The sequence below is a fragment of the Streptomyces kebangsaanensis genome, from assembly GCF_001906585.1.
In the GTDB taxonomy this organism is placed as follows: domain Bacteria; phylum Actinomycetota; class Actinomycetes; order Streptomycetales; family Streptomycetaceae; genus Streptomyces; species Streptomyces kebangsaanensis.
The window spans coordinates 77,250-98,670 of sequence record NZ_JUJA01000155.1 but is presented as its reverse complement, the minus strand read 5'-3'; the positions used below and the strand labels follow the sequence as shown (position 1 = coordinate 98,670).

Annotated in this window: 19 protein-coding genes, 3 pseudogenes and 1 riboswitch; of the genes and pseudogenes, 7 read left to right on the top strand and 15 right to left on the bottom strand. The window is 70.5% G+C overall.

Annotated elements, in window-relative coordinates; translation table 11 throughout:
• Positions 1–229 (top strand): annotated as a pseudogene (locus RH94_RS44640) (isorenieratene synthase); the annotation flags it as partial.
• A gap of 53 nt (positions 230–282) precedes the next feature.
• Here the strand turns inward: RH94_RS44640 and RH94_RS26165 are convergent.
• A complete protein-coding gene (locus tag RH94_RS26165) occupies positions 283–1,659 on the bottom strand; it encodes a cryptochrome/photolyase family protein (RefSeq protein ID WP_073950500.1) in 1,377 nt (458 codons plus the stop codon).
• Between the two features lie 5 nt (positions 1,660–1,664).
• Complete coding sequence (locus tag RH94_RS26160; RefSeq protein WP_073950549.1) at positions 1,665–3,281, bottom strand: SDR family oxidoreductase; 1,617 nt, start codon at positions 3,279–3,281, stop codon at positions 1,665–1,667.
• Positions 3,282–3,514: 233 nt separating this feature from the next.
• Between RH94_RS26160 and RH94_RS26155 the strand changes: the two genes are divergently transcribed.
• Together RH94_RS26155 and RH94_RS26150 are read left to right on the top strand one after the other, a co-directional pair.
• Positions 3,515–4,147 (top strand): histidine phosphatase family protein, encoded by a 633-nt coding sequence (locus RH94_RS26155; RefSeq protein ID WP_073950497.1) that lies wholly within the window; start codon positions 3,515–3,517, stop codon positions 4,145–4,147.
• 103 nt (positions 4,148–4,250) lie between these two features.
• Entirely contained in the window at positions 4,251–4,793 is a 543-nt protein-coding gene (locus tag RH94_RS26150; protein WP_073950495.1) for a DUF1707 SHOCT-like domain-containing protein, read from the top strand.
• A gap of 216 nt (positions 4,794–5,009) precedes the next feature.
• On the opposite strand, the gene RH94_RS26145 is transcribed toward RH94_RS26150, so the two are convergent.
• From RH94_RS26145 to RH94_RS26125, 5 genes are all read right to left on the bottom strand, one after another.
• Positions 5,010–5,393 carry a VOC family protein gene (locus RH94_RS26145; protein WP_073950493.1) on the bottom strand — a complete coding sequence of 128 codons (384 nt, stop codon included), beginning with the start codon at positions 5,391–5,393 and terminating at the stop codon, positions 5,010–5,012.
• A 150-nt stretch (positions 5,394–5,543) separates the two neighbouring features.
• Positions 5,544–6,320 carry a CbtA family protein gene (locus tag RH94_RS26140; RefSeq protein ID WP_073950491.1) on the bottom strand — a complete coding sequence of 259 codons (777 nt, stop codon included), beginning with the start codon at positions 6,318–6,320 and terminating at the stop codon, positions 5,544–5,546.
• A 21-nt stretch (positions 6,321–6,341) separates the two neighbouring features.
• On the bottom strand, positions 6,342–6,563 hold the full coding sequence (locus tag RH94_RS26135) for a CbtB domain-containing protein (RefSeq protein WP_073950489.1): 222 nt from the start codon (positions 6,561–6,563) through the stop codon (positions 6,342–6,344).
• A gap of 36 nt (positions 6,564–6,599) precedes the next feature.
• Positions 6,600–6,721, bottom strand: a riboswitch (cobalamin riboswitch).
• Positions 6,722–6,771: 50 nt separating this feature from the next.
• Positions 6,772–7,728 carry a D-isomer specific 2-hydroxyacid dehydrogenase family protein gene (locus RH94_RS26130; RefSeq protein WP_158073096.1) on the bottom strand — a complete coding sequence of 319 codons (957 nt, stop codon included), beginning with the start codon at positions 7,726–7,728 and terminating at the stop codon, positions 6,772–6,774.
• Positions 7,729–7,774: 46 nt separating this feature from the next.
• Positions 7,775–8,260, bottom strand: coding sequence for an ATP-binding protein (locus RH94_RS26125; RefSeq protein ID WP_073950487.1), 486 nt, complete (start codon positions 8,258–8,260; stop codon positions 7,775–7,777).
• A gap of 197 nt (positions 8,261–8,457) precedes the next feature.
• On the opposite strand from RH94_RS26125, the gene RH94_RS26120 reads away from it, so the two are divergent.
• Both RH94_RS26120 and RH94_RS26115 read left to right on the top strand, forming a co-directional pair.
• A complete protein-coding gene (locus tag RH94_RS26120) occupies positions 8,458–9,315 on the top strand; it encodes a helix-turn-helix domain-containing protein (RefSeq protein ID WP_073950485.1) in 858 nt (285 codons plus the stop codon).
• Entirely contained in the window at positions 9,312–9,503 is a 192-nt protein-coding gene (locus tag RH94_RS26115; protein WP_073950483.1) for a DUF397 domain-containing protein, read from the top strand. The genes RH94_RS26120 and RH94_RS26115 overlap by 4 nt, the downstream gene beginning before the upstream one ends.
• A gap of 41 nt (positions 9,504–9,544) precedes the next feature.
• Here the strand turns inward: RH94_RS26115 and RH94_RS26110 are convergent, their stop codons facing one another.
• Together RH94_RS26110 and RH94_RS26105 are read right to left on the bottom strand one after the other, a co-directional pair.
• Positions 9,545–10,105, bottom strand: a complete 561-nt coding sequence (locus RH94_RS26110; protein ID WP_073950481.1) for an SMI1/KNR4 family protein — start codon at positions 10,103–10,105, stop codon at positions 9,545–9,547.
• Positions 10,106–10,145: 40 nt separating this feature from the next.
• On the bottom strand, positions 10,146–11,102 hold the full coding sequence (locus RH94_RS26105) for a LysR family transcriptional regulator (RefSeq protein ID WP_073950479.1): 957 nt from the start codon (positions 11,100–11,102) through the stop codon (positions 10,146–10,148).
• Positions 11,103–11,204: 102 nt separating this feature from the next.
• Here RH94_RS26105 and RH94_RS26100 point away from each other — a divergent pair, with 102 nt between their 5' ends.
• Positions 11,205–11,570 (top strand): YybH family protein, encoded by a 366-nt coding sequence (locus tag RH94_RS26100; RefSeq protein WP_073950545.1) that lies wholly within the window; start codon positions 11,205–11,207, stop codon positions 11,568–11,570.
• 285 nt (positions 11,571–11,855) lie between these two features.
• Here RH94_RS26100 and RH94_RS26095 read toward each other — a convergent pair whose 3' ends face one another.
• From RH94_RS26095 to RH94_RS26080, 4 genes are all read right to left on the bottom strand, one after another.
• Positions 11,856–13,832: a hypothetical protein gene (locus RH94_RS26095; RefSeq protein ID WP_073950477.1), complete on the bottom strand. Its 1,977-nt coding sequence runs from the start codon at positions 13,830–13,832 to the stop codon at positions 11,856–11,858.
• 706 nt (positions 13,833–14,538) lie between these two features.
• Complete coding sequence (locus RH94_RS26090) at positions 14,539–15,129, bottom strand: hypothetical protein (RefSeq protein ID WP_324614313.1); 591 nt, start codon at positions 15,127–15,129, stop codon at positions 14,539–14,541.
• A 134-nt stretch (positions 15,130–15,263) separates the two neighbouring features.
• A complete protein-coding gene (locus tag RH94_RS26085; protein ID WP_073950475.1) occupies positions 15,264–17,612 on the bottom strand; it encodes a hypothetical protein in 2,349 nt (782 codons plus the stop codon).
• 20 nt (positions 17,613–17,632) lie between these two features.
• On the bottom strand, positions 17,633–18,064 hold the full coding sequence (locus RH94_RS26080; protein ID WP_073950542.1) for a hypothetical protein: 432 nt from the start codon (positions 18,062–18,064) through the stop codon (positions 17,633–17,635).
• Positions 18,065–18,829: 765 nt separating this feature from the next.
• Between RH94_RS26080 and RH94_RS46780 the strand changes: the two are divergent.
• A pseudogene (locus RH94_RS46780) lies at positions 18,830–19,067 on the top strand (transposase); the annotation flags it as partial.
• A gap of 361 nt (positions 19,068–19,428) precedes the next feature.
• On the opposite strand, the gene RH94_RS26065 reads toward RH94_RS46780, so the two are convergent.
• Positions 19,429–20,139 carry a glycoside hydrolase family 11 protein gene (locus tag RH94_RS26065; protein ID WP_073950471.1) on the bottom strand — a complete coding sequence of 237 codons (711 nt, stop codon included), beginning with the start codon at positions 20,137–20,139 and terminating at the stop codon, positions 19,429–19,431.
• A 903-nt stretch (positions 20,140–21,042) separates the two neighbouring features.
• Positions 21,043–21,421 (bottom strand): annotated as a pseudogene (locus tag RH94_RS44630) (ATP-binding protein); the annotation flags it as partial.

Genomic DNA, 21,421 nt, shown 5'->3' with positions numbered 1-21,421 from the left:
CCGGCCGACGGTGGACACTCCCACGCCCGGCCTGGCCGTCGCGGGCGACACGGTCCGCACCGGCCTGCCGGTGGCGCTGATGGAACGGGCGGCCACCAGCGGCTTCCTCGCCGCCAACACCCTGCTGAACCGCTGGGGGCTGCGGGGGCACGCCCTGTGGACGGTGCCCGGCCGGGGCCGCGGGGCGGCCCTGCGGTGGGCGGCGGCGCGGGGCGGGGACGGCCGGTGAGGGCGGGCCGGTGCGGGCGGGCCGGTGCGGGCGAGCCGCCCCCGACCGCCCCGCTACGGCTGCTTGCCGCGGGCCCGCCGGAAGCGGTCGAGCCCGTCGGGGAGGCCGACGATCGGGTCGGGGTAGTCCAGGGCGGCGCGGTCCGGGGCGGGCAGCTTCCACGGCTCGTGCACCGACGGGGCCCCGACTCCGGAGAGTTCGGGGACCCAGCGGCGCACGTAGGCGCCGTCCGGGTCGTACTTCCTGCCCTGGGCGACCGGGTTGAGGACCCGGTTCGGGCGGGTGTCGGTGCCGGTGCCGGCCATCCACTGCCAGTTCAGCTGGTTGTTGGCCAGGTCGCCGTCGACCAGCCAGTGCAGGAAGTGGGCGGCGCCGATCCGCCAGTCGACGTAGAGGGTCTTGGCCAGGAAGCTGGCGGTGAGCAGCCGGGCCCGGTTGTGCATCCAGCCCTCGTGGCGCAGTTGCCGCATGGCCGCGTCGATGACCGGGTAGCCGGTGCGGCCCTCGCGCCAGGCGTCGATGTCGGCGCCCGCGGTGCGCTCCGTGCGCCAGCGGTCGTGCTTGGTGCGGTAGTCGGCGTGGGCGGCCTCCGGCCTGGCGGCGAGGACCTGGCGGTGGAAGTCGCGCCAGGCGAGCTGCCGCACGAACGCCTCGGCGCCCGCGCCGCCGTGCCGGCGTGCGCGGTGCACGAGCTCCACTGGGGACAGGGTGCCGAAGTGCAGGTGGGCGGAGAAGCGCGAGGTGGCGTCGGCGGCCAGGTCGTCACGGGCGGTGTCGTAGGCGTCCAGGCCGCGGCGCCAGTAGGCGGTCACCTGTGTGCGGGCCCCGCTCTCCCCGCCGGGCGGCAGGGCCGGGGACGCTCCGGCGCTCCCGCCGCGCGCGGGCACCTCCTCACCGCCCACCCCGCCGGGGACGGGCACCCGGCGCGGGGCGCCGGCGACCTGCCGCAGCGGCACCCGCTCCCACTGCCGGTAGTACGGGGTGAAGACGGCGAAGTGGTCGGAGGAGGCGGGGGTCACCGCGCCGGGCGGTACGGCGACGGTGACGGCGTCGTGCACGAACAGCCGGCGGCCCGCCGCCTCCAGGGCGGAGCGCAGCCGCTCCTCCCGGCGCGCGGCGAACCGGCTGTACCCGGCCGACATGTGCACCTCGTCGGCGTCCGCCTCGGCCACCACCCGGCACACCTCCCCCACCAGGTCGCCGGAGCGCACGACGAGCCGGCCGCCCCGCTCGCGCAGCCCCGCGTCCAGGTCGGCCAGGCAGCCGTCGAGGAAGGCGCGGCGGTTGGGCGCGGCGAACCCGGCCGCCTCGACGGCGCGGTCCCGCACGAACAGCGGTACGACGGCGTCCGCGGCGTCCAGGGCCGCGCGCAGCGGCGGATGGTCGTGCAGGCGCAGGTCGGCGGTGAACAGGACGACCGGGACGTGCATGGGCGTCAGCTTCTCTCGGGTGGGCGTCGGGAACCGGTACGGACGCTCAGGTCTTCGGCCGGGGCGGGCCCCGCGGATGCGGTCGCGCCGTGCCCGCGTGGTGCGGGGGCCGCGCGTTCGGCGGCGCGGACGATGTTGCGGGCCATGCCGCCGAAGACGACCGCGTGGAAGGGCGAGACGCTCCACCAGTACAGGTGGCCCAGCAGGCCGTGCGGATGGAACAGCGCCCGCTGCCGGTAGCGCACGCCCCCGGCCCCGTCGTCGTCCACCCGCATCTCCAGCCAGGCCAGGCCGGGCAGCCGCATCTCGGCGCGCAGCCGCAGCAGCCGGCCGCGTTCGATCTCCTCCACCCGCCAGAAGTCCAGCGAGTCGCCCACCCTGAGCCGCCGGGCGTCGCGCCGGCCCCGGCGCAGCCCGACCCCGCCGGCCAGCCGGTCCAGCAGGCCGCGAACCGCCCAGGCCGACGGGAAGGAGTACCAGCCGTTCTCGCCACCGATGCCCTCGATGACGTCCCACAGCGCCTCCGGCGCGGCCCGGGTGTCGCGTTCGCGCACGTCGGTGTAGAGGCTGCCGCCGGCCCAGTCGGGGTCGGTGGGCAGCGGATCGCTGGGCGCGCCGGGCACGGAGGCGGACGACCAGCGGGTGGTGACCTGGGCCTCGCCGATGCGCCGCAGCGCGAGGGCGACGGCGCGGTCGAAGCCGATGGGGTGGCCGGGCGGGCTGGGCACGTACCGTTCGATGTCGTTCTCGCGGCACACCACCTCGTGCCGCAGGGACTCCGTCAGGGGGCGGGCGATCCGGGCCGGGACCGGCGTCACCAGGCCCACCCAGTGGCTGGACAGGCCGGGGGTGAGGACGGGCACGGGCAGGATCAGCCGCGGGGGCAGACCGGCCACGGCGGCGTAGCGCCGCATCATGTCCAGGTACGTCAGCACGTCCGGGCCGCCGATGTCGAAGGTGCGGTTCACCTCGCGGGGCAGGCGGGCGCAGCCGGTCAGCAGGCGCAGCACGTCGCGCACGGCGATCGGCTGGATCCGGGTGTGCACCCAGCGCGGGGTGACCATCACCGGCAGCCGCTCGGTGAGGTAGCGCAGCATCTCGAAGCTGGCCGAGCCGGAGCCGATGATCACCGCGGCGCGCAGCACGGCCGTCGGCACACCCGAGTCGAGCAGGATGCGGCCGACCTCGGCGCGGGAGCGCAGGTGCGGCGACAGCTCCCGTTCGGGCACCGCCCGGGGGGTCAGTCCGCCCAGGTAGACGAGCCGGCCGACGCCCGCCCGGCGGGCCTGCTCGGCGAAGATGCGGGCCGCCCCGCGATCGGTGTCCTCGAAGCCGCGCCCGGTGCCGAGGGCGTGTACGAGGTAGTAGGCCACGTCCACGCCGCGCATGGCCCGTGCGACGGAGTCGGGGTCGGTGACGTCGCCCCGGACGACCTCCACCCGGTCGTACCAGGGGTGGTCGCGCAGCTTGCGCGGGGTACGGGCCAGACAGCGCACCCGGTAGCCGGCGTCGAGCAGCTCGGGGACCAGCCGGCCCCCGATGTAACCGCTCGCCCCGGTCACCAGACACATCGGGCCGCCGCCCTCCGGGTGCCCGATCGGTGTGGTCTCGTCGCCGCTCATGCCCGTTCCCGCCGCCTGTCCGCTCGTGTCGTGCTCCGCCGCCGTGGCGCGCGTCACTCATCCCTCATCCCTACAGTGCGGACAGGCCCGCCGGATGCGCCCGGGCGCGAGGGCCGGGCGGGTGACGGGCGGGCGTACCTTCATGCCGTACCGGGCGCACTTTCATGCCGTACGGGGCGTACTTTCGTGCCGTACTTCGGAAGCCGGACAGCGAAAACGGGAGGACCGACCGCGTGACCAGCCGTGTCACCCTCATCTCTCCAGCGACCACCCCCTCCCTGCGACGGGCCCGGTTCGACGACGGCGACTCGCTCGACGCCGACGGAGCGGCACGGGCAAGAGCGGCGGCCGGGTGTCTGCCCACCGCCGGACGCTCCCTCGTCTCCCCCGGCGCGCGCTGCCGGGAGACGGCCACGGCACTCGGCCTCACCGCCTCGGAGGAAACGGCGCTCGCCGGCCTGGACGTGGGCCGGTGGCGGGGGCGGACGCTGGAGGAGGTCAGCACGGCCGAACCGGAAGCGGTGGCCCACTGGTTGACCGACCCGAGCGCGGCGCCGCACGGCGGCGAATCGGTGCGCGACCTGTGCGAGCGGACCGCACGGTGGCTGGAGACGTGCGGCCGCACCGACGGCCGGACGGTCTGCGTGGTCGAGCCGGAGGTGGTCCGGGCGGTGCTGGTGAACGTCCTGGACGCGCCTGAAATCGCTTTCTGGCGCCTTGACGTCCCACCGCTCACGGCGACGGAACTCACCGGCCGGTCCGGCCGCTGGAACCTGCGACTCGGACACACCCTCGGGGACGTGCCGGGTCGCTTTGCGGTGTCCCGGGAAAGCCGGCGCCGTGACCGCACAGGTCCGCCGGGTTGAGCGATGAGGCGATGATGACGAGCGGTCGGCCTCCCCCTCAAATGCCTTGCCCGCCAAGGACTTCGGCGCGCTCACATCGCCGGCACGGCAGGAGAGTGAAGAGGTGGCCGCTCTGCCGGAAGACCCGCCACCGCTGATCGGCGAAGACGACCGCGACACGGCGGTGCGGCGCCTGCGGGAGGCGTACGCCGAAGGGCACGTCTCGCACGAGGGTCCGGACGAACGCCTCCACCAGATGCTCACCGTCAGGACGCACAGCGAACTCGTGTCGGCTCTGGCCTCGCTCCCGGAGGAGAATGCGGGCACCACGTCCACGATCGTCGCCGCCGGCGGACGGATCCGGCGGCGCGGCACATGGCGGACACCTCGGAGCCTGAAGGTCGAGTCCGCGTTCGGAAGGGTGCGTCTGGACCTGTCCCGGGCGGTCATCGAGCATTCGGTGGTCGACATCGAGTTGCGACTCGGCACCGGCAGGGCCAAGATCACGGTGCCTCGCGACGCGATCGTCGACACCGAGGATCTGCGCACCGGGTGGAAGGACTCGCTCCACAGGACCCGGCGGAGCTCCCGCCCCGGCGGGCCGAGGATCCGGATCTCCGGGACCATGGGGTTCGGGCGGTTGAAGATCCGCCACGCGCGGCGTTGAGGTTCCATCCGCCACCAGGACCACCAGGACCACCTGTCCGGCACCCCTTCGTCCCCGCTCAACTGCCGGCGTGGTGACCGCACGGGTTCGCCGGGCTGAGCTCAGGCCGTGAGCTCAGGCCGCCACGGCGAGGAGACGTCCGCCCCGGCGGATGCCCTCCTCGCTGCGGATGCGGGCACGTCCCTTGCGTTCGGCGGCCAGGACGGCGCGTGAGCGTCAGGAATTCATGGCGGCTCGGTCGGACTCGCTGCGCAGGACGCAGAATTCGTTGCCTTCGGGATCAGCGAGGACCGCCCAGCCCGAACCATCGGGATTCCGGTGATCGGCGACGAAGGTGGCACCGAGGCCCAGCAGCCGGTCCACCTCCTGATCGCGCGAGGTCTCCGGGCGCAGACACAGATGGATCCGGTTCTTGACCGTCTTGGCCTCGGGCACCTGGTTGAAGTACAGCACCGGGCCCTCCGCGAGCAGCACCTGGGTCTCCCGGGCACCCGGTCTGTCCTCCGGATGCAGCGGACGGCCGGTCGCCCTGCTCCAGAACCGAGCCAGCTCGTAGGCATCCGCACAGTCGATCGCCACGTTCTGCAATACCGAGACCATGCGCACGAGCCTTCCTGATCTCCACGCCGAACGCCACCGTGTTGCGCTCATTCCTCGCGCACACGGACCAGGCTCCCGGCAGCACTTCCGGTACCCGCCCCGGAGGGCTCCCCGGACGGTACCGAGGAGCCCTCCCGCGCCTCGCGGAAATCAGTGCGCGGCCGACACCGCCCGCCCCTGCGGCGATGTCACGGGACTCGGCGACAACAACCTCTGTGCCAACTCGCCGAAGAGCAGGCCGAAGCCCACCCACTGGGTGATCTGAATGGCCAGGGCCGAAAGCCGGAACCGCCACAGCAGAGTGGCCGGGAAGCCCTCCGGCACCTCGTTGACGACCGGCAGGAAGGCGTACGCCGGCCCGATCACGACGGCGAAGGCGGCCACCGCGGCCACCGTCGCGTACCAGGTGCCCAGCACGGGCGCGAGCCGTCTGCCCAGGAGGGTGGCGGCGACCGCGAGGAGCACGCTGAGCAGCACCATCAGGAAGTACAGGGCCGTCCGCCTGCCGATGGTGTCCTCCTCGCCGACCGCCGGCGGGTTGGCCGGGTACTTCAGGAACGGCACGACGTACACGGCCAGCAGCGCGCAGCCGGACAGCAGCAGCGCGGTCGCCCGCGGGGAGAAGCGGCCCACGCGGCCCAGCGCGAAGCAGAAGGCGAGCGCGGCGATGCCGCCGAAGGCGACCCCGTGGACCAGAACGCCGGTGGCCAGCCCGGCGGTGGACTGCAGGGAACGGGGGACGACTTCCACGTCGTGCTCGAGGGAGTCCCCGTGGGAGTGCCCGTGGGAATGCGCGTCCTCCAGGCCGATCGCCTTGTCGACGTACGGCTCACCGAGGAAGTAGGCGACGACGAGGGCGAGCACACCGGCGGCCAGGCCGGCGAGCATGCCCCGCACGAGGAGGTTTCTCACCGTTGCGGAGTTCATGGGCGTGCGGCGTCCCCCGCGTCAGTGGCAGGGGAAGCCGAGCAGGTGGCGGGCGTCGTGCACCCACTCGTGGACAACCGTGCCGCTGAACACGGAGGTGGCACCCTGCTCGGCGCCGACGAAGTACAGCAGGACCAGCATGAGAACGCCGAAGAAGACCGCCCAGGGAGCTATCGCCCTCAGCGGCAGCGTGGCGGGAACGGCGGGGGTGGCGGCTGTCGGCTGGGCGACGGTCTGCGCCATGGCAGAACCTCCTCTGGGAGTTCGCGTCCCATCTCGGTGGTGCACAGGACGACGGCCACGGGTCTGACTCACGAACACCCCAGGGGCGTTCGCACACAGTGGCGCGACCGTGCCGGATTCCCACCGGCTTCCGTCGTACCGTCGTCGATATCGGACCGACGGTACCGCGCGCCGCACACCCGGCCAAGACCACCTCCCTTCCGCTGCCTCAGTAGCCCAGGGCGGGCTCCACCACGCCCTCCAGCTCACCGCCCTCACTCAGCCGCCTCACGTTGGACTCGATCCGCCGGCAGAGCACCTCCATGCTGTAGTCGGCGGAGTCCGCGCAGTGCGAAGTGACGAGAACTCTGCTGTCACCCCACAAAGGGTGGGTCTCGGGCAGCGGTTCCGGATCGGTCACGTCGAGCGCGGCGGCTCCGATCGCATCCGACCTCAGCGCCTGGAGCAGTGCCTCCGTATCGATGTGTGCGCCCCTGGCGACGTTGACGACCACCGCGTGCGGCGGCAGCGCGGCGAATTCCGGGGTACTGAGGACGTGACGTGTCTCGGGGGTGAGGGCGAGTGCGAGAACCAGTACGTCGGTGTGCGGCAGGACGTCCGCCAGCCGGCTGATGGGCAACGTGGCCCCGGCGCCGTCCACTTCCTCCGGACGACGGCGCAGGACGGTCGTACGGCAGTCGAAGGGGCGCAGCAGCCGCAGCAACGCACGGGCGATCCCTCCTCCCCCGAGAATCGTCACCCGCGCGCCCCACAGCGTCCTCGGGTCCTGGGAGTGCCATCTCGGGGTCCGTGCCTGAACCACGAGGTTCCTCAGCGAGGCCAGGGTCAGGGCCAGGGCGTGCTCGGCCACCTGCTCGGAGAAGGCACCCTTGGCGCAGGTGAACACGACGGGGCGGTCCAGGAGGCCCGCGGCGGCGACGTTCTCGACTCCCGCCCAAGGCAGTTGCACCCACTCGATGCCCGGATGCGCGTCGAGGAAGTCCGACAGTGCCGTCACACCGTGGGAACTGAGCCACACCAGCCCATGGGCCTCTTCCGCCGTGACCAGTCGCCCGCCGGCCGCACGTACGGCATCCGCCACACGTCCGCGCAGCACCGCCGCCTCCGGCTCGTTGGCACGGTCGGCCGCGCCCTCCGGCCTGGGCCCGGAAGCGATGGTGATCAACGGTTGCATCATGTCTCCGTATCCGAGGTCGCCCTCATGCTCGCGATCAGTGTCCTGACCTCCTCGATCGTCCCCTGCTCAGGAGCGGGCTCCAGACTCGGGGAGCCGTCGCGCATTCGGCCCATACGGTCTTGCCGGGACCGAGGCGGTCGCGTACGCCCCAGTCGACGGCGAGCGCGTCGACGAGGAGCAGGCCACGGCCTCCGTCCTCGTCCGGGCCGGGAGTCGTGCGCGCCGGCAGGGCGGGGTGGGTGTCGGTCACTTCGATCCGGACGACGTCCCGGTCCTCCTCGAAGGACAGGGCGAGGGCGAAGTCCCTTCCCGGGACACGGCCGTGGAGAACGGCGTTCGCCGCGAGTTCGGCGACGACGAGGACGACGGTGTCGTGCGCCTCGGTCCCATGGGGGTGCCCCCACTCGGTGAGCTGGTGCGCGGCGAGCAGCCGGGCGAGGCGGGCACCGCGCCGGGTGGCGGAGAAACGCTGCGTGAACGTGCGTACGGGGACGGCGGAATGGTGGTTCAGGGCTGGCATGCGGACCAGCCTGCCGACGGCTGACGGACCATCGGCAGATCCGCCGCCGATACAGATCACGTTGTACCGGCTCACGTACTGGACTGGGCTGGTCGCTGTGCGTGAGCATGGACCGGTCTGGCGTGGCGCAGCGCGGACGGCGAACAGTACGGCACGGGTGCGGGGACGGCCCGGTGGCACAGGGGAAGGCGGCTGCGATGACGACGGACAACGGTGGCGGAGTGGGCGGGGGCCGGGGCTGCGAGCCGGAACTCTCCGACAGCCTGAAGACCTTCGGCGCGGTCCTCAAGGCCCTGCGGGAGGAAGCGGGCCTGACACAGGAGCAGTTCGCCCCGCTGGTGCGCTACTCGCCCGCGTACATCGCCAAGATCGAACAGGGGAAGCGTTTCCCGCCGAAGGAACTGCTGAAACGGTCGGACGAGGTCCTGGGCGCGGTCGCGGCGCGGGTGCTGGGGGCTGCGGCGAAGAGCCTGACGCGGAAGGCGGGGCTGGCGTCCTGGTTCCGGCAGTGGGCGGGGATCGAGGAGGAGGCGGTCTCGCTGTACGCGTACGAGAGCCGAGTCGTCCCAGGCCTGTTGCAGCCCGAACCGTACATCCGCGCGATCTTCGATCGGCACCTGCCTCCGCTCACGGAAGAGCAGTCCGATCACCAGGTGGCAGCGCGGTTGACCAGGCAACAACTTCTCGCCGAACGCCCCAACACGACGTTCAGCTTCGTCGTCGAGCAGGCACTCCTGGAACGCCGCATGGGAGGTACGGCTGTCACGAAAGTCCTGCTCGGCCACCTCATCGCAGTCGGCCAGTACCGCAACGTGGAACTCCAGGTCATGCCGCTGCTCCAGGAGGAGCACTCCGGCTTCGAGGGCGAGATGTACCTCGCCGAGACAGCCGATCACCGCTGGGTCGGTTACGTCGAGGGCCACGGCACCAGCACGCTCATCAGTGACCCGAAAGCTGTGAGTCAGATGCTCCAGCGCTATGGCAAGATGCGCTCGCAGGCTCTGAGCCACCAAGCCACCGTGAGCCTGCTGGATCAGATGCGAGGAGTCCTATGAGCACCACCGAGCTGACCTGGTTCAAGAGCAGCTACAGCGGCGGCAGTGGCGACAACTGCATCGAGGTCGCCGTGCGCACCGAGGCCGTTCTCGTCCGGGACTCGAAGGACGCGGACAGGCAGACGCTGGCCGTGTCCCCCGACGCCTGGGCGGCGTTCACGACACTGGCGGCCGACGCGCGCCTCTGAGCTTCCGGTGGGGCAGCGCCCGTCACTGCCCCCTCGAAGCGTCACACGGCGTCATGCCAAGGCTCGTTCGCCGCCCAGTGCCGAACCCACCCGGCGAAGCCGGGCTCAGCGGTGGTGAACCCGAACTGCGCGCCGAAGGGAAGAGCGCCGACGTCACTGATCAGCCAGACGTGCCCTCGGTGGGGGCCGGTGACGACGAGGTGCCAGTTCATCGCGCATCCATCGGTACCGAGCACGATCGAGCCGTGGTTGTAGACCTGGTCAAGGACGTCGTCGATGTCCTCGGACGGATCCGGGTCCTCCTCCCACACCCACGCCTCCGTCAGCGGGAACGGCCTGCTCAGGTCGCGTTCCCGCCCGTCGTCGCCCCAGTCGTCCGGCAACTCCGCCACCGGCATCAGTCCGTACTCGGGCGGCCCGGAGTACGAACCGTCCGTTATCTCGGCGACGAAGGTCCGGTACGGCTCGGGCAGCACGATCCCGTGTTCCGCCTCGAAGGCATGGACCGCCTCCCAGCCAAGAGCCGACTCACCTCCGTCATCGACGTCGAACGCCTCACGAAGCGCCGCCAGTTCGACAGGATCGGCCTGATCAAGGTTCATACGGCATGGATACCACCCCACTGTGACAGCACCCCGCGTACTACCGGCCGGCCGGACCGGAACGGGTTGGGCGCGACCGTGCCGGCTTCCCGCCGGCTCCCTTCGCGTCGCCGTCGGACCTCGGCCCGCCGAAGGACCGGCGGCAGTGCAGCAGCAGTTCACGCAGGGCCGGGCTCTTGGTCAGCGCGGCGACCAGGGCCAGCACCGCGGGCACGTCGGCATCCGTGATGGACACGGTCCGCAGCCCCTCGTCCTCGGCGATCATGGACTCGGAGAGCACGGCGACCCCGAGCCCCCGTTCGGCGAGGCCGACGACGGCACCGGGGGCGCTCGCCTGCAGGGCGATGGTCGGGGTCAGGCCGCGGGCGGCGGAGACTTGGTCGAGTACCGCACGGATGCCGGTGCCCTCGGGCAGGCAGATGATCGGGTGGGTGTTGAGTTCGGCGAGGGTGACCCCGTCCCGCTCGGCCAGTGGATGACCGGCCGGCACCGCGGCCACGATGGGTTCGCTGATGATCTGCCAGCCGTCCAGATCCTCCGGCGGCCGGTGAGCCGCGCCGATCAGCGCCAGGTCGACGGTGCCCTCGCGGACGTACTCGACGAGCTTGCCGGAGTCGTCCTCGACAAGGCTGATCCCGACACCGGGATGGGCGCGGTGAAAGCCGGACAACGCGTCGAAGAGCGGTGTGACGGTACACGCCGTGACCATGCCCACGACGAGCCTGCCGCGGACCAGCCCGTTCATCTCGTCGACGGCGTGCCGTAGCGACTCCATCGCGGCCAGCACCGACTTGGCGTGGTCGAACACCACCTCGCCGGCCGCGGTGAGCGCGGCACCGCGGCCGGAGCGGTCGATGAGCGTCGCTCCGAGGTCACTTTCGAGCCGGCGGATCTGCGCACTGATTCCGGGCTGGCTGATGTGCATCAGCTCCGCGGCTCGGGTGAAGTTGGCTTCCTGGGCAACAGCGAGGAAGTACCTCAGCCGCCTGATCTCCATAACCGTCAATTATAGCTTCGAGCATGATGATTGATTGGACTTATTCTCGACTGCCAACGGAAAATTGCCATGCGTCGGCCCGAACCGCAGGAAAGGATGACCGTGCCCGAGAACGAGAAAGCCCTGAAGCCGGAAGACCTCACCCGCCTCTTCGTCGAGCGCGCCAACGCCGGTGACGCCGCCGGCCTCGCGGCGCTGTACGAGGAGGAGGCCGTGATGGCCTACCCACCGGGGAGCGTCACGGTGGGCCGGGAGGCCATTCGCCGGCTGTGGGAGAAGGTGCTGGCCAACGCACCGCGCTTCGAGCCGGAGCAGCCGCTTCCGACGCTCGTCCGCGGTGACATCGCGCTGACCTCCACCCCGCCGAAGGACGGCGCCGGCGCCCGCGCGCAGGTGGTCCGGCGCCAGGCCGACGGCAGTTGGCTGCGCGTCATCGACCAGCCGGAGTTCCGCACACCCACGAACTGAGACACCTTCGGTCCCGTCCACCGGGCCGGAACCCACCGCATCCTGGGTGCCGCCCGCCTTCGCCTTGGCCAGGGCCGTCCGAACGGTCCCGTCGTTCCGCCCCGGCGTGCCGTGCACCAGCCGGATGGTCTCGCCGACCTCACCGGCGGCGCGGTGTGACACACACGCCTCACAGTTCGTCGAACATGCTCTCGCATCACGCGCCGCAGGCGCAACGCAGAAGGGGGCCGAAGTGGCGTGATCCAGCTCATGAGCGGCACTCAGTTCGCCGGTGGGTGGAGCCAGTCAGCCAGTCAGAGTGAGCAGGTCGTCGACGGCACTGCGAATGGACTCGTCTTCGGCAAAGGCGCGCCAGCCGCCGAAGTAGTGCAAGCGCCGGTCACTGGCAGGGAGGTCACGCAGTGGTCGAACGGCGGGCCGGGCGGCGTGGCCCATCCGGGTCAGGTAGCGCACAGCGGGGAGCATGACCGGCAGGTAGGTGCCGTCGGCCAGGTCCTTCACGACCTCCAGGAGAGCCGGGACAGCACCCTCCGTGTCGCCGGTCGCGGTCCAGAGGGCATGCGCGGCCTCCACTCTGGTCCAGTCGTCGGAGGCGCGGGTCAACGTTCGGAGCTGGTCCGCGAAGCCGGCGGCGTGCGGACCGAGGTCGGCCAGCTTGCGCAAAGCGGGATGGGGGAAGCGGCCCTCGGTGACAGCATGTCCCAGCACCTTCAGGGCTGGGCCCGGCTCCCCGCCGACCCGCCAGTACGCCCAGGCGGCGAGCTCCGCGTCCGCGCCTTGGGCGGTCGACCGGGCCAGCAGCAGTTCACGTCCCCCGTTGCCCGCCACCCCGATCCCAGCCAGGGCTGTCGCCGCCGAAGTCCACCTCTGATCGTCCTTCAGCAGGTCGAGCAACTGCGGCACCGCTGCCTTCGCGGCAGGTCCCCAGGCGGCGAGCACCTCGCAGAGGTGATTGAACAGGCGGACGTCCGTGGCGGTGCCGAGTCGGTCGCGGATCGCCGGCAACAGCGGTTCCGCATGGTCCGGCAGGCGAACGAGCACCTCGTGGAGGGCGGGAAGGACAGGGGTGTGGAAGGCGTCGCGGCCGCCATAGTAGGCGGTGGCCGCTGCGAAGCCGGACCGATCGGCGGCCATGCGCTCGGTCAGGCCCGGCACGCAGCGCGGGTCGTTCATCCGGGCCAGCGCCCACAGGGCCGCCTCGGCGACCGTCTCGCCCCTGCGTGTCGCCCGGGCGGCGGTGTCGCCGAGCAGCCCGGCGACCGCGTCGGCATGGGCGGCGGCCGACGGGCCGAGGCAGGCCAGCAGCTCGGCCGCCCGGTAACGCACCTCGGCGACCGGGTCGTCCAGCCGCGCCACGACGGTCGGCAGCAGCGCATCGGCCGGCGAGCGCCACTGCGACAGCAGCCCGCCCGCCTGTGCCAGGGCGCCGATCCGCTGCTCCTCGTCGGGGTGGTCGGCCAGCAGGCCGAGCACGAAGTCGGGGGACGCGCCCGTGAACAGCGCCGCCGTCCAGTGCTGAACACCCCGTACCCCGCTCTCCACCGAGCTGGTGTGCTGCCACGACTCCACGCTCGGATCACGAACCGCGTCCAGCACGAGCCCCAGCCGCCTCGCCGCAAGGCTCGGGTCGCCGTGCGCGAGCGCGTGCACCGCCGCCAGGCGGAGCTGAGGCTCCGGAGAGCCGAGCAACGCGCGGAGGAGGACGCCGACCTCGTCGGACCGGTCACCGGCCGGCTCCCGCCGGACCACCCGGCCGAGTGCCACGACCAGGTCGAGGCGCGTCACCGGGTCGCTCTCCGCCCGCCAGCACCGCAGGAGCGCGGGCAGCAGGAGCTCGCCGGGGCCGGCGCAGACACCGGCCACGTCGGCCGCGGCACGCCGGATCCCGGGTTCGGGGTCGGTCAGCAGGGCAAGCACCTCGGGCAGCACCCGTTCCCAGGCCGACGACCATCCTGGGTCCAGGAACCTCTCGGCGACCTTCCCGGCCTCCGCCGCCAGCCTCGCCACCAAATCCAGCACCACGCGACGGCTCGGCACTTCGGGGACGGCAGCCAGGCGGAGCAGAAAGGGCAACGCGGCCGGGACAGCGGAGCAGATCCAACCACCTTGATGGAACAGCAGGTTGAGCAGCTCGAACGCCGCCTCCTCCGCATCGTCCGGGTTCGGTCCCGCGCATCGGTACAGCAGGCCCGGCACGTCCTCCGCAGACCCGTAGTTGTGCTCCAGAACCGCCCAGTCGACCGCTTCCAGCCCCTCCCACATGCGCGGGACCCTACCCGCCCGGCCGAGAGGCGGGCGACGAGGTTGCCGCCCCGGGAGCAGCACGGAAACCGCCGGCGAACCGGCCCGGGCCGTCTCAGGTGCCAGGAGGCCGACCGAAGCGCCGAGCCACATCACCCTCCGTCATCACGGCGCGACCGCGTCGGCAGCCCCAGCCTGCCGGTAACCCGGCCCCCAACCACAGAACAGCAGTTCAGTGGCCCTTTCCGGCCGGCTCCAGAATCGCCACGCACTCCACGTGCGAGGTCATCGGGACCATGTCAGTACCGGAAGGCGGTACAGAACCCCAGGCCAGAAGCGGTCTTCCGAGTGCCCCTGACGCCTCCAAGACCCTGAGCGTCAAACGAGCGTCAAGTCTCATGGCCATGCATGCGGGGCTGCGCGGGACGAGGAGGCGGCGAGCAGAGTGGGCCGAGGAGTGCGGCTGCGACCTGCGAGGCCTGGGCCGGCGGGGGGGGTGGGCGACCGGTACGCAGATCTCGACCGGGTCTTCGCCGAGGAGGGCTTCTCCGCACGGTCCGGTACGGGGAGCCGGGCCGGGCCGGCATCGTGGGCGAGCGCGAGGTCGGCGCCCCCTGGAGACGAGGTCCGCGCACCGCTCGTCCGTGGCGCACCGCATACAGCAGACGGCCCCTCCTCCGGACAGGAAGGGCCGTCTGCTCGTGGGCGTTCCCGCATACGCCGGCGGCTACGCGGGATCCAGCACGGGCCGCGCGGGGAGCCCGCCGTTCTTCTCGCAGCGCAGCTCCTTGGCCATGGCCAGCGAGACGGAGTGGGCCACGGTCGCGTAGGCGTCCTTCAACGCCTCGACGTCTCCCTCGGGCTCCTTCAGCACATCCCAATGCTCCACGCCGATGATGATGTGGCCCACTCTCGACGAGTTGAGCAACCTGTCGCTCCGGCACGCGAACTGGACGTACGCCTTGTCCGCCGCCGTCACGGCATCCTCCCCCATCTTCAGCTCGGTGAAATTCGGGGCCGGGGGGTCCGTCGGGACGCCGTCGACCAGATTCCAGGTGATTCTGAGGTCGAAATCCGGCGTGCCGATGGGCGTGTAGACACGGCAGACGTCCTTGGTCACGGTGGGGACAGGGAAAGCCTCGACCAGATCCGCCGCGGCCTGCGCGACGGTGTACCTCTCTGCCGACGCCTCGAACCGCGACGACCCCGTGATCACCTTCAGTGCCTTGGACGCGTCAGCGGACACCGCCCTGCCACCGCAGAGTTGCGTCCCCGCTACGACCTTGTAGTCCTTCGGAGTCTTCGGAGTTCCGTCCACCTCTCCGTCCCCTCCACAACCCGTGGCCCCGAGAAACAACGAGCCGGCCACGGCCACGGTGAGGAGTCCCCCGCGTACCGACCTACGACTGATCACTGCCCACATCCTTACGTGTCCTCGGCCGTCCACCGGTCTCAGCCGGTCTCCGGAGAGTTGCCCTGCTGCCTCTGCCTGTCGTTGCCGACCCCGTAGCCGATCAGCATCGATTCGTGCAGGTCCTGCCTGAACACGCTGCGCTTCTCAACACCGTGATGCTCTAGAAACCCCTCCATCGGGGCCTCGGCCATGCTCTCACCGGCGGTGTAGATCCTCTTCCTCTCCTCGTCGGTGAGCTCCTCCATTTTCTCCTTGTGCTCATCCACCGAGTTGTCCGAGATATCGCCGATCATCTGGCCTATGACCTGCTCGGCAGCGCCGCTGGCGGTATCGGTCGCCAGCGGGATGAGCACCGCGGCCGTGCCCACGGCCGCGGTCGCGGGCAGGAAGGCGACGCCCGCCGCGATGCCCGCCGCCGCTCCGAACTCGACCCAGCCCGCCCGCTTGGCGACCGCCTTCTCGTAGTCCTCGTGGGTCTTGAGGTTCGTCGCCTCCACCTGGTCGGCCCGGGACTGGTCGAGCATGCCCTGCACCTCGGCGCCCACGCGCACGGTCGCCCTGGCAGCGCCCTCGCTGATCTTTCCGTCCGGGCCCACGGTCCCTTCCAGCGCGCTGCGGGTGTAGACCTGCTCCGCGGTCGAGACCGTCGCGTAGGCGTCCGGGTGCTGGCCCAGAGTGCTGAGGAATCCCCGGACGACGCTCCGCCCGTTCCCGTCCGCGGTGTCCGCGAAGCTGATGTGCCCGTCCGGGTTCTTGCCCGGCGCGAACACGCTGTCCGGATCGTTCTTGGCCAACGCCCAGTTGATGTCGTCGATGTAGCCGGCGCCCATGACGCCCAGGCTGTCGGCCATCGCCTCGTGGTGCTCCTTGAGCAGACCCGGGTCCGCACCGTACTTCTCCATGACCTTCTGCATGACCGCGGCGTTGTCCGCGTCCCGCACCACGCCGGCGTCCGGGTGCCCGGCCGGGTAGCCGAGGGTCGCCGCCTCCAGGGCGTGGCCGAGGGCGTCGGGCATCTGGTCGAGCGACGCCTTGAGCTCCTTCTGGTCGAGCGAGTTGACGTCGGGGAAGGACTCCCACTTCTCGTTGCTGAAGAAGTCGAGGTAGTTGTCGATCGCCTCGCCGTCCTTGTCCTTGCCGAGGTCGGCCGTGGCACCGTGGTTGACCGTGCCGTCCTCGTTGTACGCGGTCGGGGGGTCGGCGAAGAACTTCTTCGCCGCTTCCGGGCTGTTGCCGAGCGCTTCCAGCATGGCGGTGGCCGGGTCGTAGCCGGCCCCGTTCACGCCGGAGGGGTTGAACGGGTTCTTGAACGGACTGTTCACCACCTTGTTGTCGGCGAACATGTACGGGTCCTTCTGGTGCAGCTGCGCCACGTGTTCGGCGATCGGGTTGAGGAACTTCGCGTCGTAGTTCCCGTACCGCATGATCCCGCCGAGCAGCTGGTATCCGAACGGCCCGCCGTAGTCGTGCTTGGCCAGCGGAATGCGCTCCGTACCCAACTTGCGGAGCTCCGGGCCCCACTTGTCGGTGAACTCCTTGTCGTGGGAGGCGGTGGCCAGGTTGAGGCCCAGGTTCTTCTGGAGCTCCTGGACGTCCTTGAGGCGCCCCGGGTCGACCTTGCCGTACTCGTACGTGTCCGTGGAGAGCTGGCCGAAGAACGCGAGCGACTTCTCGGGGCCGAGCTTCTCGTAGAAGTTCTTGGAGAACTCCACCGACGAACTGTTGTCCTTCAGCAGCTCGTTGAGCTGCTGAAGTTCGGCGTGCGTGATGTCCCGGCCCTTGGCCGCCAGGGCGGCGGCGCGGGCGGCTTCCTCCTGGTCCAGCTTCGTGTACGTCGGAGCGCTGAAGTCCTTGCGGTCGGTGACGTTGGCCTCGAGGGTGTTCTTGAGGGCGAGGTCGGTGTCGTTGCAGTTGTCGACGATGAGGTCGATCCTCTTCTGCCACGACTCGACGTTCCGCCTCTCCTCCCGCAGGAGCTCGCTGTAGTCGGGGTCGTGCCGCGCCGCCTCGTTCTCGGACAACGGGTACCGCGCGGTGACCTTGCCGTTGCCGTCCACGCGGATGCCGGCCGCGGGCCCCTCGTGGTCCCGGATGTTGACCAGGTCGTCCTTGGCCTTCTTGATGGCCGCGTAGCCCTCTTCCAGGACCCGCTTCACGCCCTTGGCCTCGGCCACGGCGTCCGCGAACTCCTTGGCCGTCTTACCGATGAAAGCCTTGGTGACCCCTGCGTTGACTCCCTCCCAGGCCGCTCTGTCCGCCTTTTTCTTCATCCCGTCGCGGGCGTCGGTGGCGAGCTTGTCCAGCTTCCCCGCCATCTCCGACCAGTCGTCGACGGCGGCCTTCAGCTTCGCCACCGGGGCGTCGACTATGTCCTCGTACTTCAGCACGCTGAGCGCTCCCCCGAGCCCTAGTTCATGTATTCCGTGAGCACGGAGATCCGCGTCAGATCTCCCTTGACCTTCGCATCGTCCTTGGCGTGCTGGGCCTTGCTGTAATCGAGGTGATTCGAAATCCGCGCGCAGGCGTCCAGCAGTGTCTTCAGGTGGGTCTGCCAGAAGTCATGCACCTTCAGCACGGCCGAACCGCTCACGAAGTTCCCGTTGGTCAGCGCCGTCGCCGCGTCGAACGTGGAGGAACGGGCGATGTCGCCCTCCTTCGCCAGCCGTCCCAGCAGGTCATACGCGTCATTGCCGACAGCGCCGAGGTCGTCCCGATTGACCACCAGGTCGTTCGCGCCACCACCACCTCCGCCGCCGTCGGCCGGAATGCTGTTGGTCTGCATGGCAGTCCGCTTGGCCGCCGCCGCGCGCAGTTCGGCCCATTCTTGCTCGAACGTCATGAATTCCCCCAAGTCCATCCGGGCAGGCCACTCCACCGTACTCGCGCGGCCACCGACCTGATCATCTGTCGCTTGCATCATCACCCCCCACGGGCGGCCGGTAGTTGATTCCCCGGAACCCGGACGACAACGATCGAATCCCGGCAGGGTCATGTCCCGTGGAACCGGCCTCCCCGCCTGCCCGAAGGCGGCAGATGCGACCCCGGAAACGACCACGCGCGATTCGTCAGCCCCCTCACCTGATCCGCCGGATGGTGCCCAGCCCGGTGGGATCACAGGCGCAGCCGCCGTTACCGGGATCTCCCCCTGAGTGGTGGACACGCTGATACTGGAACAGGCATTCAGCTTGACCAAAGAGTGGCCTGTCGTCCCGTATCCTCCTGTCCCCACGCCCCAGGAAGGCCTTCGGAGAAGGTGGAACGGCGGAACCACTTCGACCACGGCGAGAAGGGGCGGTCGACTGTACGGCAGGGACTGGGTCGTGAACCAGCCTCCGCACGGCAGGTCATGCCGACGAGCCGTCCCCGAGGTGGGCTCGCCAAGCTCGGCGGGATCGATGCCGAGGTTCGCCACCTCGACGAGCTGCTCGGCGATGGTCTTCACTTCGTCGCGGACAAGCTGCGGATAGCTGATCTCGTCCTCGGCGTGGAAGGCGTACTCCCATACCCGGAGGTCGTCGAAGCTCACCCAGCGTCCGCCTAGGCCGCTTCTGACGGCTCTTGCCGTGGTGGGTGGATCAGTGCTTGAGCTGGGCAGGGGCGTCTTATGGTGCGGCGACATGAACTGACGGACGCGCAGTGGCAGCGGATCGGGCCGTTACTGCCCGCCCATGGCAAGCCCGGTGGGCAGTGGGCCGATCACCGTAAAGTGATCAACGGGGTACTGTTCCGGGCCCGCACCGGTGTGCCCTGGCCGGATCCGCCCGAACGGTACGGCCCCTGGCAGACCGTGTACGAGCGGCACCGCCGCTGGTCGGCGGACGGCACCTGGCAGCGGATCCTGGCCGGGTTGCAGATCGAGGCCGACGCCGCCGACCCCGACGGCCAACTGGCCCAGGCCGTTGAGAGGGAGAGCCGGCAGCGCACCCGGGAGTGGGCGGTGAACATCGACTCCACCTCCTGCCGGGCACATCACTATGCGTTGAATCCAGCTGCCGGTTGGGGGCTGGTGTTGAGCGTAGGGGTTGGTCTCGTGCTCGTGGGGTGGGATGTCGCCGATCGCTGTGTGGAGGTGCTGGTTGTCGAACCGGTCGACCCTTCCCCAGCCTTCGACCGGGGGTGCCCCCACCGCGGTGGGGAGTTCGCCACGGCTGCGGGACCCGCCACGAGGACGGGGCCCGCAGCCGGTTGTTCGCCGGACAGAGGTCAGCCGCTGACCGTGATGTTCGAGCTTCCGCTGCTCTGGTAACCCTCAGTGGCCATGATCATGTAGTATCTGAACTGGCCCATGTTCATGCCCGCGCGCGCCCAGGCGTCGAAGTGGTTGCCGGTGGTGATGGTGCCGGAGCCGCTGGTCACCTTCGACTGCCGGACGCTCCAGTACTGGTCGAAGGTGCGGGTGCCCTCGACAGAGGGGGCGTTGTACCGCGTCGTCTTGTAGATGTCGTACGTGCCGCCGTCGCTGGAGACGGTGCCCCTGTACTCGCCGGTGGGCCGGTAGCTGCCCCAGTTGTCGACGATGTAGTACTCCACCAGCGGGTTCGACGTCCAGCCGTAGAGGCAGCCGTAGCCGTTGCCCGACGGGTTGAAGTAGCCGGTGTAGCGGACCGTCCTGCGCCCGCCGGTGTTCCAGCCCTTGCCGGCGACGAAGTTGCCGCAGTTGGTCCACCGGGTGCTGTAACTGCCGCCGCCGTTGAGCGTCATGGAGACGGAGCCGCCGCCGTCGGTCCAGAACGAGTAGTACATGCCGTCGTAGCCGGTCTGGTTGGTGGTGATGGTGGTGGCGGCGTGGGCGGTGCCGGGCAGCAGCAGTCCGGACGCGGTGGCGAGCGCGACGGTGCCGGCGCCGCCGAGGAAGCCTCGTCGGCTCAAGCCGCTGAAGGGAGCGGGGTTCTGCTGGATCTGGTCCTGCTGCATGCGTCCTCCCGATGAAGGCTGGTGGGGGGCGGGCGGCTTCTGCTGCCCGCGGCCTTGCATGGAACACGGCGGGGGTCGCCCGTCGTCGTGCCGCAACGACCGACCGCCATCCCGGTCACACGACGCGAGGGGAACGACGGTCTCCTGTCGTTCGGTGGCCACAGTTTTCGTAAAGCGCCATGGCCCTGTCAATGCTTTCGACAGTCTTTCGGAAATAGCCCTTTCACCAGAAGATGTCTTGGCGAGTACGCCTTCGCTGGTCAAGCCACCTCTCACGCGAACCGTCGTGAGGGATGGAATGAGACAAGGAAGGGGCGCGACGAAAGCATGTGCGTAATATTCGAAACTTTCGAACGGGTGTGGACGGACTGCGGCGGCCCTCACTGGGAACGACTGCGCGCGAACGGCCTGGCCCGGGTCGCCGCGTCCGGGCGGCATCCCACCAGCCTTCGCTGCACCGCCGCCGGTCTCCGCGATGGTCACTTCTGCGGTGGTCTGGTTGATGCCGGGGATGACGTCGAGCACGTTGCGGCGCGGCAACGGCCACGGCACGGGCGACACCGATGAGACCGTCGACGTCGCCCAGCCTCTCGGCGGCACAACATGGAGCATCGACTTCGGCGTCCACCTCGCCGCGCCCCGAGCCGCTGCTTGGCCGACGTTGACCTCTTCCACAAGTCTCCGGTGGACAGGACACAGCACGACATCGACCGCGCACTCGCCGACGATCTCAAGACGATCTCAACGAGCACTGACGATCCGGCTGACTGTTCATCGGCATCGGCGTCGCCGCTGCCGTCCTGAACCGGCCGCGCCTGACAACCCGCGGCGCGCCACTGCTGTGCCCGGGCACGCCCCACCGCGCCGCCGAGTTCGCCGTTGTCATCGCGACAGGAGTGGTAGCTACCCGACCCCGTAGAGAGTCGCCAGATCAACCAGGAGCAGCTCGTCGCGGCTGGCCGCGGACTCGATCAGGTCCGGGTGGAAGCCGTGCAGGGAGAAGAGGGCCAGGGTGGTGCCCGTGGTGTCGTAACCCTGGCCGGCGAGCAGGGTACGGATGCGTTCCAGGCGCTGCAGGTCGCCCATGCCACGGCGGGCGACAGTGGCCTTGGCCTCGCCGAGGAGGGCGATCCGGGCGCGGGGGGCCTGCGGGCGCTCGCCCAGGGCCAGGGCGATGACGTCGACCTCGTGCTTGGTGCGGGCCGCGGGGTCCGCCACCTCGGTGGTGCCGACCGGGCCGGGCAGGCCGCCGGGAAGCAGGGTGTGGGCGTATCGGCGGGTG